The organism is Rhizobium sp. Rhizsp42, from assembly GCF_047304155.1.
Classification (GTDB): Bacteria; Pseudomonadota; Alphaproteobacteria; order Rhizobiales; family Rhizobiaceae; genus Rhizobium.
Window position 1 is genome coordinate 69,346 of record NZ_JBGLYS010000017.1, and the last position, 12,092, is coordinate 81,437.

General features: G+C 58.9%; 10 protein-coding genes. 8 read left to right on the plus strand and 2 right to left on the minus strand.

Annotated elements, in window-relative coordinates; translation table 11 throughout:
* Positions 1 to 284: 284 nt before the first annotated feature.
* Positions 285 to 1,295, minus strand: coding sequence for a LacI family DNA-binding transcriptional regulator (locus tag ACCD05_RS17510; protein ID WP_111563815.1), 1,011 nt, complete (start codon positions 1,293 to 1,295; stop codon positions 285 to 287).
* A 159-nt stretch (positions 1,296 to 1,454) separates the two neighbouring features.
* Here ACCD05_RS17510 and ACCD05_RS17515 point away from each other — a divergent pair, with 159 nt between their 5' ends.
* The 8 genes from ACCD05_RS17515 to ACCD05_RS17550 all read left to right on the plus strand — a co-directional run bounded on the left by ACCD05_RS17515 (position 1,455) and on the right by ACCD05_RS17550 (position 11,028).
* Positions 1,455 to 2,483 (plus strand): ABC transporter substrate-binding protein, encoded by a 1,029-nt coding sequence (locus tag ACCD05_RS17515; protein WP_111563814.1) that lies wholly within the window; start codon positions 1,455 to 1,457, stop codon positions 2,481 to 2,483.
* A gap of 69 nt (positions 2,484 to 2,552) precedes the next feature.
* Entirely contained in the window at positions 2,553 to 4,793 is a 2,241-nt protein-coding gene (locus ACCD05_RS17520; protein WP_112950129.1) for an ABC transporter permease, read from the plus strand.
* The gene (locus tag ACCD05_RS17525; protein ID WP_413394239.1) at positions 4,790 to 5,863 is read left to right on the plus strand and encodes an ABC transporter ATP-binding protein; all 1,074 of its coding nucleotides are present in this window, start codon (positions 4,790 to 4,792) and stop codon (positions 5,861 to 5,863) included. Before ACCD05_RS17520 ends, ACCD05_RS17525 begins: the two co-directional genes overlap by 4 nt.
* Positions 5,864 to 5,884: 21 nt before the next feature.
* Entirely contained in the window at positions 5,885 to 6,685 is an 801-nt protein-coding gene (locus ACCD05_RS17530) for an inositol monophosphatase family protein (RefSeq protein WP_111563811.1), read from the plus strand.
* Positions 6,686 to 6,853: 168 nt separating this feature from the next.
* Positions 6,854 to 8,161 (plus strand): sn-glycerol-3-phosphate ABC transporter substrate-binding protein UgpB, encoded by a 1,308-nt coding sequence (ugpB, locus tag ACCD05_RS17535; protein WP_113178402.1) that lies wholly within the window; start codon positions 6,854 to 6,856, stop codon positions 8,159 to 8,161.
* A gap of 70 nt (positions 8,162 to 8,231) precedes the next feature.
* Entirely contained in the window at positions 8,232 to 9,113 is an 882-nt protein-coding gene (gene ugpA / locus ACCD05_RS17540) for a sn-glycerol-3-phosphate ABC transporter permease UgpA (protein WP_111563809.1), read from the plus strand.
* A gap of 8 nt (positions 9,114 to 9,121) precedes the next feature.
* The gene (ugpE, locus tag ACCD05_RS17545; protein ID WP_413394242.1) at positions 9,122 to 9,970 is read left to right on the plus strand and encodes a sn-glycerol-3-phosphate ABC transporter permease UgpE; all 849 of its coding nucleotides are present in this window, start codon (positions 9,122 to 9,124) and stop codon (positions 9,968 to 9,970) included.
* On the plus strand, positions 9,970 to 11,028 hold the full coding sequence (locus ACCD05_RS17550; RefSeq protein ID WP_111563807.1) for a sn-glycerol-3-phosphate import ATP-binding protein UgpC: 1,059 nt from the start codon (positions 9,970 to 9,972) through the stop codon (positions 11,026 to 11,028). Before ugpE ends, ACCD05_RS17550 begins: the two co-directional genes overlap by 1 nt.
* Before the next feature lie 591 nt (positions 11,029 to 11,619).
* On the opposite strand, the gene ACCD05_RS17555 is transcribed toward ACCD05_RS17550, so the two are convergent.
* Positions 11,620 to 11,898, minus strand: coding sequence for a hypothetical protein (locus tag ACCD05_RS17555; RefSeq protein WP_413394244.1), 279 nt, complete (start codon positions 11,896 to 11,898; stop codon positions 11,620 to 11,622).
* Positions 11,899 to 12,092: the final 194 nt, after the last annotated feature.

Consider the following 12,092-nt stretch of genomic DNA (forward strand, 5'->3'; position numbering starts at 1 on the left):
CGGTCGTTTTGTTTGGTGCTACCTGGCTCGCCATACCAGATGGCGGCATCACCTGGGTTCCGCGAACGATTGAAGATCCCCGGTATCGTGCAGGTCGATATGGGCTACCACGGCGGCGTTCTAGCTTCTGCCGCGATCCACGCATCGTCCGCGATTAAAAATTCGCCATCGGAGATTTTCCAAGACTGGTCAGAGCCGAGGTGAGGCTGCGAGAACGTCCTATCGTGGAATACGGCTTGATCCGCGCGGCATTAGCGGCGAGTGGCGCGGTAAGCCGGCCCAGCTCATCCCGCTCGGATCGACGACCTCCAAACCAGTTCAGCAGTCAGTCGGACCGAATGCTGACCGCTATCATTGCCATTCTCGCCGATCGACAGCCAAGCAACAGCCCTCGCGGCGATCTCGGCAACTGGTTGCGCGAATGTCGTTAGGTCGTAAGACAGCCACGACGCCTGCTCGATGTCGTCGAAACCCGCGATACACATCTGATCTGGAATAGAGATGCCAAACTGATGACGCGCGGCATCCATGAAGCCGCAAGCAAGAAGATCGGTCGCGCAGAAGACGGCATCCGGCCGGCGGGGCCGGGTGAGAAATCGTTGCGCCAGAACACGACCCGCTTCGTAACCGGTCCAGCCATGGCGTTCGACCGAAACCTCGAGGCCGAGCCTCGTGGCCGCCGCGACGAAGCCGCGCTCACGCCCCATCAGGCTTGGTGTCCCGGCATCGGAGTTGGCAAAGGCAAGTGACTTGCAGCCCGCCCTTGCAAACGCGGTGACGATCCGCTCCCCAGCTTCAAAATCGTCGAGATTTATCTTTAGCGGCCCCGGCTCGTCATCATCGCGATTGATCAGAACAAGTCTCTGCCCATTCTTCAGGCATAGTCTGACGATCGACGCGTCAGGTAGTCCTGATAATATGATCGACGCATCGGCGCGATAGCGGATCGCCTGTGACAGAGCACGATCCACACTGCCATCCGAACGGTCGGTGTTAATCAGCATCGCGACCTTTCCCGCGTTTTGGAGCTTGCCTGTGAGCTCGCGCAGGAGTGCCGATCGATATGGCGTGGCAACGTCCGACACGATTAGGCAGACAATTCCGCTCTGGTTGCGCATCAGTCCGCGAGCAAGCTCATTGACGTGATACCCCAGTGCCTCGGCCGCGTCGGTGACCTTCTTTCTTGTCTGCGCGGAGACGCTCGCGCCTGGCGTGAACGTCCGAGACACGGCGGACCTTGAGACGCCCGCGCGTCGCGCTACTTCCAGCGCGCTGATGAAGTCCTTCGGCGCCATACTCCCCTCCAATGCTGCACGCGCTTGCAAAATCGCTCGCGATCGCAAAATCCCTCTTCATTGTCAGAAATTCATTGACAGTCTTTTCCGCCATAGGCAAGCTTTGCACACGCTTGCAAAAGGCGGCGACGTGGAGGCGTCGTTCACACGGAGGAAATCATGAATTCGATAAAGCTCGCCACGGCCGCGCTAGCGGCAACTGCCGCGTTGTTTGCCCTGCCCGTCCATGCCGCTGGAAATCTCAACGTCATATGCTCCGCCGACCAGCAGGTCTGCGACTTGATGAAGGGTCTGTTCGAAAAGCAGACGGATATTTCGGTGAACATGGTGCGCCTTTCGGCTGGCGAGACCTATGCGAAGATCCGCGCGGAAGCGCGCAATCCCAAGACCGACCTTTGGTGGGCCGGGACGGGCGACCCCCATCTGCAGGCGGCTAGCGAGGGGCTGACACTCGAATACAAGTCGCCGCTATTCGACCAATTGCAGGACTGGGCAAAGAAACAGGCCGAAAGTGCGAATTTCCGCACTGTCGGTGTCTACGCCGGTGCTCTGGGCTGGGGATACAATACCGAGATCTTGCAGAAGAAAGGGTTGAAGGAGCCGAAATGCTGGGCTGATCTGCTCGATCCCTCGTACAAGGGCGAAATCCAGATCGCCAATCCGAACTCCTCCGGAACGTCCTATAACACGCTTGCGACCCTTGTTCAGATCATGGGCGAGGACAAGGCCTTCGACTATCTTGCGAAGCTCAACGCCAACATCTCCCAGTACACCAAATCTGGCTCCGCGCCTGTGAAGGCCGCGGCTCGCGGCGAGTCCACCATCGGAGTTGTCTTCATGCATGACGCGGTCGCTCAGACCGTCGAGGGCTTCCCGATTAAGGCGATCGCGCCTTGCGAGGGGACGGGCTACGAAATCGGCTCGATGTCAATCGTCAAGGGCGCCAAGAACCTGGAAAATGCCAAGAAGTGGTATGATTGGGCGCTGAGCGCGGATGCTCAATCGCACATGAAGGACGCGAAGTCCTTCCAGCTGCCTTCGAACAAGTCCGCCGAGGTGCCGAAGGAGGCGCCTAGGTTCGAAGACATCAAGCTGATCGACTACGATTTCAAGAAGTACGGCGATCCAGACGTCCGCAAGGCTCTTCTGTCCCGCTGGGACAAGGAAATCGGCGCCAAGGCCAACTGATCGAATGACGGGCAGGGGCCTTAAGGCTCCTGCCTTTCCGACCGTCACGAAACGCCGCGGACAACCGATATGATCTCTAGTAATCGCCGTCTCGATATCGCCATTCTCATGGGTGGCGTGGCCTTCCTGCTTTTGCCCTGGTATCGCATCGAAAGCGGTTTCTTTGGCTTCCAATGGCTTTCCGGCCACTTTTCGGACGCGGCAAGCGCACCGGCGATAATCGAGATTGCACGCTTCGGACGCTGGTGGCTCGGCCTGGTCGCCTTGCTCTTTATTGCTGGTTGTGTAGCGCGCTTCGTTGCCAGTGCCCGAAGCCGCGGCCTTCTACTGGCAGTCTGCGGCGGCGCCGGACTGGCGCTTCTCACACTTCAGGGGCTGGCGATCACCTTTTCCGGCTGGTCGTGGGCGGTCAGCGAAGCAGTGTTTGGCGCCTTGCCGGACGGGCAGCCATCCATGGGGGCAGGTGCCGTCGTCGTAGGCATTGTTTTCGTGCTGTTCTTTTCGTTCGGTCTTGCCGATCGCGGCGTCATGAAGGGCGACGCGTTTGTGGTCAGCGCAATCTCGATGCTGGTGGTTCTGGTCGCGGTTTTCGTCTTCTATCCGGTCGGAAGCATGTTCATTGCCGCTTTCCAGTCGGTCGATGGTTCGTTTGATCCCAGCGGTTTCTTCAACACGATCCAGGATTCATCAGTCTGGAGTCTCAGTTGTGTCGTGGGGGGCGAGCGCTGCGGCGTGGCCTGGCGCACGCTTTGGCTCGCGATCATGACGGCTAGCGGTGCGACGTTGCTCGGTCTCTGCTTCGCGCTGGTCGCCACACGCACACGGTTCCCTTACAAGAAGGGATTGCGGCTGTTGACTATCCTGCCGATCATTACGCCGCCTTTTGTCGTTGGTCTGGCGCTGACGCTTCTGTTCGGGCGGGCGGGTGTTGTGACGCAGTTTACAGCATCAGCGCTCGGTATCGAGCCGGGCCGTTGGCTCTACGGTCTGACCGGCATCTGGATCGCGCAGGTCCTGTCATTCACGCCAATCTCGTTCCTTGTCCTGATCGGCGTCGTCGAAGGTGTCAGCCCTTCGATGGAAGAAGCGTCGCAGACGCTCAGAGCCGATCGTTGGCGCACCTTCTGGCGGGTTTCCCTGCCTTTGATGAAGCCAGGTCTCGCCAATGCCTTTCTGATCAGCTTCATCGAAAGCATGGCGGACTTCGGCAATCCAATGGTTCTCGGTGGCAGCCACGGTGTCCTATCCACGGAGATCTTCTTCGCCGTTGTCGGATCGCAAAACGATCCCGCCCGCGCCGCAGTCCTCGCGATGATCCTGCTGGCATTCACCATGACGGCCTTCCTCGCCCAGCGACTTTGGCTTCAGGGAAAAAGCTATGCAACGGTCACTGGTAAGGGCGATTCTGGAGCGCATGCTGCCTTGCCGCGCGGCCTGTCCATCGCCGTTCATTCAATCGTCGTTCCTTGGGCGCTTTTCACCGTCGTGGTCTATGCGATGATCCTCTTCGGCGGCTTCGTGCGAACCTGGGGACTGGATAACAGCCTGACCTTCCAGCACTACATCAGCGCTTTTTCCATCGGCTGGCGCGAGGACGGCGGCATAGCCTGGACGGGTGTTGCCTGGAACTCCTTCTGGACGACCATGGAAATCGCGCTGATCTCCGCGCCATTGACGGCCGCTGTCGGCCTTCTGACGGCTTATTTGATCGTCCGCCAGAAATTCGTCGGTCGTGGCGTCTTCGAATTTGCGCTTATGCTGAGCTTTGCCATTCCGGGGACCGTGATCGGCATCAGCTATATCATGGCGTTCAACCTGCCGCCGCTGGAGATGACGGGCACTGCGCTTATCCTCGTCGCGTGCTTCGTCTTCCGTAACATGCCAGTCGGTGTGCGCGGCGGCGTGGCGGCCATGAGCCAGCTCGACAAGAGCCTCGACGAGGCATCCCTAACCTTGCGTGCAAACAGCTTCAGAACCGTCAGAAAGGTGATCTTGCCGCTTCTGCGCCCGGCGATCACCGCGGCCCTCGTCTATTCCTTCGTGCGGGCGATTACCTCGATCAGCGCCGTGATCTTCCTGGTCAGCGCCGAATACAACATGTCGACGGCCTATATCGTCGGCCTCGTCGAAAACGGCGAATATGGCGTTGCGATCGCCTACTCGTCCGCCCTTATCGTCGTGATGGTCACTGTGATCGGTGGTTTCCAGTTGCTGGTCGGCGAACGCCGACTTCGCCGTGAGAACCGTGTGGCGCTCGCTGCCCCGACAGCCAATCCCTCCCTGCCGCTCAATCAGGAGAAAACCGCATGAGCAAGACTGTGCCCGGCTCCGTCACGTTCGAACGAGTGAGAAAGACATTTGGCGCCTTCACGGCCATTCCCGACCTGTCGCTCACCATCGAACCGGGAACGCTTGTCACGCTACTCGGTCCGTCGGGATGCGGCAAGACAACGACGCTGCGCATGCTTGCCGGTCTCGAGCACCCCTCGTCTGGACGTATTCTAATCGGCGGCAAGGACGTCACGATGCTGCCGGCAAACGAGCGCGATGTTTCGATGGTGTTTCAAAGCTACGCGCTCTTTCCGCATATGACATCGCTCGACAACGTCGCCTACGGTCTGGAATCATCAGGCATCAAGCGCAAGGAAGCGCGCGAACGCGCCAAGGAGGCGATGAAGCTCGTCGGGCTCGACGGCGTGGGCGAGCGGCTGCCGGCCGAATTGTCAGGTGGCCAGCAGCAGCGCGTTGCCGTGGCGCGCGCCCTGGTCCTGGAGCCGCAGGTACTGCTGCTCGACGAGCCACTCTCCAATCTCGACGCACGCTTGCGTCGAAGGGTGCGCACCGAAATTCGTGATCTGCAACAGCGACTGGGCTTCACCGCGGTTTACGTCACGCATGACCAGGACGAGGCTCTTGCCGTGTCGGACCAGATCATCGTGATGAAGGATGGCGAGATCGCGCAACAAGGCGCGCCACGCGACCTTTACGATGCGCCCGCCTCCGCCTTCATCGCCGATTTCATGGGTGAGGCCAATGTGCTGGCCTGTCAGGTCGAAAGTGTCGAGAACGGCATCGCACTGATCGACATCGAAGGGCTGAAACACCGCGTCGCGGCCAGGAACGCATTGGCCGGCAGGGCCGAACTCGCCATCCGGCCCAATGCAATTCAGTTGCACCGCACGCCCACGAAGGGTGCCTTCACCGGCAGGATCACGCATGCCGCCTATCTTGGCGATCATGTCGAATACGAAGTCGCGACCAGCAGGGGGAACGTGTTCGTCATCGACCGGACGGCGGATTCACCCTTCGATACGACGACCGAAGTCGCCATCAGTCTGAAGGATCGCGGGATCGCGCTGATTACCGCACCAAGCAAATGAGAAATCGCAAGAGGGTTTGACATGACATCGCATTCTTCATTGGGCCTTGATGCTCGCAGGGCCTTTGCGGAAGCTATCGCAAGGAAGGCTGGTGCCCTGGCATTCGGGTACTTCGAAAAAAGAGAAAGCCTGGTCATCGAAACCAAGCGGGATCCGCAGGACGTGGTGTCGATCGCTGACAGGGACGTCGAAAACCTCATTCGAGACGCCGTTCACGAAACCTATCCCGGTGACGGCTTCCTAGGGGAGGAATATGGACTTGAAGCCGGCACGTCCGGCCTGACCTGGGTCGTCGATCCGATCGATGGAACGAGCCCTTTCGTCAATGGCATGCCGAACTGGTGCATCTCGGTCGCGCTTCTCCAGGATAACGTGCCGGTCGTCGGCGTTATCTTCGCACCATGCCACGGCGAACTTTACTCCGCGGCTGCTGGATCCGGAGCCACTTTGGACGGACAATCGCTGTCGCTTGATCCTTCACGCAACATCCGCAATTCCGTGACAGGCATCGGCGCCAACAACCATGTCACGCCGGCATTCGTCGCCGCGATGGTGGAGAAGCTCTTGTCCGCCGGCGGCAACTTCATTCGAAATGGATCTGGCGCGCTAATGCTTGCCTATGTCGCTGCCGGCCGTCTCGTGGGCTATTACGAACCTTACATGCATGCCTGGGACTGCCTGGCCGGTTATTGCCTCGTGAAGGAGGCCGGCGGCTGGTACCACCCATTCCCGACCGACGGAGACCGGTTGACCAAGGGGGCGCCTGTTCTTGCGGCAGCACCCGGTGCCGTCGAGGATCTTCGCGCTATCGCCGGAATTTGACAACGCACGATTGCCGATATCTGGACAGATCGCCGCGCGGCGTTATTTGTGACAGGAAACCAATTTGAAGCCGGCTACTGGCTTTGACAGATGTGCGGCGTGGCTGACGGGGAGGTCGGCCGCGCCACGCAGGCGCAATGTGCGCGAATTGACCCAAAGGGAGGAAATATGTTTCGTCATCCAATCGCGATCGGCTTTGCCGCGGCCCTTCTTTCAAGCACGATTGCCGGCAGTGCGTTTGCCGCAACGGAGTTGCAGTGGTGGCATGCCATGTCAGGCGCCAACAACGAGGTCGTCGACCAGCTCGCCAAGGAATTCAACGAGAGCCAGGCCGATTACAAGATCGTTCCGGTGTTCAAGGGCACCTATCCCGAGGCACTGAACGCCGGCATCGCAGCCTTCCGCGCCAAGAAATCACCGGCCATCCTTCAGGTCTTCGACGCGGGCAGCGGCGTGATGATGGGCGCCGAAGGGGCCATCATGCCGGTCGCCGAAGTCCTCGAGAAGGGCGGGTACAAATTCAGCAAGGACGAATATCTGCCGGGTATCGCGGCCTACTATTCCAAGCCGGACGGCACGATGCTGTCGTTCCCCTATAACTCTTCCTCGCCGATTCTCTATTACAACAAGGACCTGTTCAAGAAGGCCGGACTTGATCCAGAGGCCGCGCCAAAGACGTGGCCCGAGGTCATCGAGGCCGCCAAGAAAATCAAGGCAAGCGGCGCTGCCTGCGGTCTGACGTCGACTTGGCTCACCTGGATTCAGACAGAGAACTTTGCCGCATGGAACAATCTCTCTTACGGCAGCAACGAAAACGGCTTGGCGGGTACGGACGTCAAACTCGCGTTCAACACGCCTGACTTCGTCAAGCACTTTCAGGATATCGCCGATCTCGCCAAGGACGGTACGTTTCGCTATGGCGGTCGCACGTCTGAAGCCAAGCAACTCTTTACGTCGGGCGAGTGCGCTATCCTGACGGAATCGTCCGGCGGCCTGGGCGATATCGTCAAAAGCGGCATGAACTATGGAATCGGGCAATTGCCTTACGAACCGGGGGAGGGCCGCCCGCAAAACACCATTCCCGGCGGCGCAAGCCTTTGGGTCTTCGCTGGCAAGAGCGACGCCGAGTACAAGGGTATCGCCGAGTTCTTCCATTTCCTGTCGCAGACCAAGATCCAGGCGCGCCTTCATCAGGTGTCGGGCTACATGCCTGTGACCATGGCTGCCTATGAGGAGACGAAGAAGTCAGGCTTCTACGAGAAGAACCCGGGTCGCGAGACCCCGATCCTGCAGATGATGGGCAAGGTGCCGACGGAGAACTCCAAGGGTGTTCGTCTCGTCAACCTGCCGCAGGTTCGCGACATCATGAACGAGGAGTTCGAAGCGATGCTCGCGGGCAAGCAGGATGCCAAGGCCGCTCTCGATAAGGCTGTCGAGCGAGGCAACGCGGCCATCCAGCAGGCGATCGCCCAGTAAGCTTGATCTATTGATCATCCGTGCTCACGGGCGCGGATGATCACCTCGCTTCGCTCAAGGGGGTCTCCGCGTGCAAAATGTCGTCTTCCCGAATAAAGTCCTTCCCTATTTTCTGTTGGCGCCGCAGATCGTTCTGACGGTCGTGTTTTTCTTCTGGCCGGCCAGTCAGGCGCTTTATCAATCCATGCAGCGGGAAGACCCGTTCGGGCTAAAAAGTGGATTTGTCGGCCTGGCGAACTTTCGCAGGATCCTGAGCGATCCAAGCTACATTCATTCGCTTCAGGTGACAGTCGTGTTCAGTGTGGCGACCGCGGGGCTGGCGATGATCGTGGCATTGACGCTTGCAACCGCCGTCGATCGTATAAGGCGGGGACAGACATTCTATCGCACTCTGTTGATCTGGCCTTACGCCGTGGCTCCCGCGGTCGCGGGAATGTTGTGGCTCTTCATGTTCAATCCGGCGATGGGAAGCTTCGCCTATATGCTGCGGCGGGCTGGATTTGCCTGGGATCCGCTCTTGAACGGCGGGCAGGCCATGGTCTTGGTCATTGTCGCGGCCGCATGGAAGCAGATTAGCTACAACTTCCTTTTTTTTGTCGCCGGCCTTCAGGCGATCCCGAAATCATTGATCGAAGCGGCATCCATCGATGGCGCGCGCGGGAGCCGTCGGTTCTGGACGATCGTGTTTCCCTTGCTGGCGCCGACCACGTTCTTTCTGCTCGTCGTCAACACGGTCTACGCCTTCTTCGACACGTTCGGGATCATTCATGCCGTGACTGGTGGAGGACCTGCCAAGGCGACCGAGACATTGGTCTACAAGGTCTACAATGACGGTTTCGTCAATTTGGATCTCGGCTCATCCGCTGCCCAATCCGTCGTCTTGATGATCATCGTGATTGCGCTGACCGCCGTGCAGTTTCGCTTCGTCGAACGCCGCGTCCACTATGCTTGAGGGTTGAGATGATCGACCGGCGCCCCATTGCAAGTATCACAGGCCATCTGATCCTCGTGCTCGGGATCATCATTGTAGCCTTCCCGATCTACTACACGTTCGTCGCATCGACGATGACGTCGGCGCAGATACTGCGCCCACCAATCACCATGCTGCCGCAAGGCCATTTCGCGGAGAATTACGGCGACGCCCTGGTCGGTGGGGTCGAGAGGGTCGTCGGAGTCAGCCTCGAGCGGATGATGCTCAACACGATTGTCGTCGCGGCCCTGATCGCCATCGGCAAGATTATCATTTCCTTCCTGTCGGCTTTCGCGATCGTGTTCTTCCGCTTTCCGCTGCGGATGGTGTTCTTCTGGATGATTTTCGTGACGCTGATGTTGCCCGTGGAGGTCCGCATCCTGCCGACATACAAGGTCATCGTCGATCTGGGCATGATCGACACCTATGCGGGGCTGACCCTTCCATTGATGGCATCGGCGACTGCGACGTTCCTGTTTCGGCAGTTCTTCCTCACGATACCCGGCGAATTGGTGGAGGCCGCCCGTATCGACAATGCAGGGCCGTTCCGTTTCATGCGCGATATCCTGCTTCCGCTTTCACGCACCAACCTGGCGGCGCTTTTCGTCATTCTCTTCATTTACGGCTGGACGCAGTATCTCTGGCCGCTGCTTGTGACCAACGACGCGAGCATGTCGACGATCATCATCGGACTGCGCAAAATGGTCGATTTCGCCGACGCGGCGACGCCTTGGAACCTCGTCATGGTCACCGCAATTCTTGCAATCATTCCCCCGATCCTCGTTGTCGTCTTGATGCAGCGTTGGTTCGTGAAGGGCCTCGTGGAGACAGAGAAGTAATGGCAAGCATCACGATCAGGGACGTTCGCAAGACATATGCAGGTGGCTTCGAGGCGATAAAGGGAATCTCGCTCGACATCGCCGACGGTGAGATGGTGGTCCTCGTCGGACCGTCCGGATGTGGGAAATCCACGCTCCTGCGGATGATCGCGGGATTGGAAGCGATCTCCTCCGGAGAAATCGCGATCGACGGGCGCGTTGTCAACGCTTTGGAGCCATCCGAGCGGGATATCGCGATGGTTTTTCAAAACTACGCGCTTTATCCGCACATGACCGTCAGGCAGAACATGTCCTATGGTCTGAAAAACCGAGGAATGGCTGCGGCCGAGATCGAACGACGGATTGCTGCCGCGGCGTCTTCGCTGGAGATTGGTTCCCTGCTCGAGCGCAAGCCACGCCAGCTGTCGGGCGGCCAGAGGCAGCGCGTCGCGATGGGCAGGGCAATCGTGCGCGAGCCGAAGGCATTTCTGTTCGACGAGCCGTTGTCCAATCTCGATGCGAAGCTGCGTGTGCAGATGCGGGTGGAGATCCGCAAGCTGCAGCGCACGCTGTCGACGACAAGCGTCTACGTGACCCATGATCAGATGGAGGCCATGACGCTCGCCGATCGTCTGGTCGTGCTGAACGGCGGGAAGATTGAGCAGGTCGGCACGCCGATCGAACTTTACGAGCGGCCAGCCACGACCTTCGTGGCGGCGTTCATAGGTTCGCCAGCGATGAATTTGATTAGCGCCGAAGCGCTCGCCGTTGATGCCCCCGGGGTCTCGCTCGCGCCTAACGTGTCGACGATCGGAATTCGCCCCGAGGACTTGAACGTCGCGGACACTCTATCGAGTTCCATGTTGGGTCTGGCTGTCGACATTGGCGCCATCGAACTCGTCGGCGCGGAAAGCTATGTCCACGCCACGACCATCGGGGGCGTGGAGATCATTTTCCGAACGGCAGGTCGTTCAATGATGACAATAGGCAGCCGAGTGATCCTTCAAGCTGGAACAAGCGCTGTGCATTTCTTCGATCGTCATGGGCGTCGCGTCGCGACACCTGTCGGATTGTCATGACCTGAAACCATCGCGTCGGGGTGTTTGGCATCAACGGCACGATCCGTACGCGAAGCTATATCGCGCACCAGGAGGTCGCGGCTAGCGCCCCCGGTGAACAGCCTGCATGGGAAACATGGCGAGAAGGATGATGGAGACTAAATCTGGACGAATCGCGCCGAAGGTATGCCAATGCAATTGGTTCAGCGGATACTTGTGACCACAGGTGGGCCCGGTTTTTCCCAAGAGATGGCCGATGAGGGATGAGGGACCGCGCGGCCGCGGCCGCGGAGCACGGGAAGAGGCGGGTGTGCGTGGAGCCGTTAGCCTTCAATCCATGGACCGCCACACTTATCTGAAGCGTCGATAACGGCGATGTCGCGTCCGTCATCTTCGACGTGTATCAGGTCGAAGTCAGCGCGGTGCGGGAGCGTATCAAGGAACTGGACCAGAGGACCTTTAACCGGGGCCCCCCTCAAGGCAGCGAGGCGCGTCGAAGGGGTTGAACCAAACGGCTCCTGGTTGCTCTTCGACCATGCTGGTCAAGACGGTCGGCCACATTAAAAGCCCCCGGACGCGGCAAATCGGAGTGGACCACGCAAATGCGTTGTGTCAATCCGCCCAATCGAACTTGCCATGCATTGGGGAGTAGTTTCTCACAAAATATGCTGCTTCCTCCTCCAGATTGGAGATCAGCTCTTTATATTCGTCAATTTGTGATCGCGGCGCGTGACGTGCTGTCAAGGCATTGAGATGAATGACAGCAAGACTGTAGTTTTCGAAAAGATCGGAGAAGCCAGGCTGTGTACCACGCACTTCTCGTATCTCGGGAATTCTCATTGCAAGTAATGCTCGACCATGCACCACGTGATTAATACGATCCCGAAGCATATCCTCTCACCTGTCTCTCAGCGAATTACAACTCCATGTTAGTCGAAAATGTCATGTCAGTCGATGATTTGGTCGGGCCGTGCGTCACTATCTCGCCAAGGCGGCCATCACGACACGCCCCGCCATCTCATCCCAGGTAAAATGAAGCCATGGTAGTCGAGGGAGGCGGCCGGAAGCAGCTGTGCTTCACGGCG

Excerpts from the sequence above, each read along its gene's own strand:
- ACCD05_RS17515 (WP_111563814.1), top strand. The coding sequence starts at position 1,455 with ATGAATTCGATAAAGCTCGCCACGGCCGCGCTAGCGGCAACTGCCGCG.
- ACCD05_RS17530 (WP_111563811.1), top strand. The coding sequence starts at position 5,885 with ATGACATCGCATTCTTCATTGGGCCTTGATGCTCGCAGGGCCTTTGCG.
- ugpB (WP_113178402.1), top strand. The coding sequence starts at position 6,854 with ATGTTTCGTCATCCAATCGCGATCGGCTTTGCCGCGGCCCTTCTTTCA.
- ACCD05_RS17525 (WP_413394239.1), top strand. The coding sequence starts at position 4,790 with ATGAGCAAGACTGTGCCCGGCTCCGTCACGTTCGAACGAGTGAGAAAG.
- ACCD05_RS17510 (WP_111563815.1), bottom strand. The coding sequence starts at position 1,295 with ATGGCGCCGAAGGACTTCATCAGCGCGCTGGAAGTAGCGCGACGCGCG.
- ugpE (WP_413394242.1), top strand. The coding sequence starts at position 9,122 with ATGATCGACCGGCGCCCCATTGCAAGTATCACAGGCCATCTGATCCTC.
- ACCD05_RS17555 (WP_413394244.1), bottom strand. The coding sequence starts at position 11,898 with ATGCTTCGGGATCGTATTAATCACGTGGTGCATGGTCGAGCATTACTT.
- ACCD05_RS17520 (WP_112950129.1), top strand. The coding sequence starts at position 2,553 with ATGATCTCTAGTAATCGCCGTCTCGATATCGCCATTCTCATGGGTGGC.
- ACCD05_RS17550 (WP_111563807.1), top strand. The coding sequence starts at position 9,970 with ATGGCAAGCATCACGATCAGGGACGTTCGCAAGACATATGCAGGTGGC.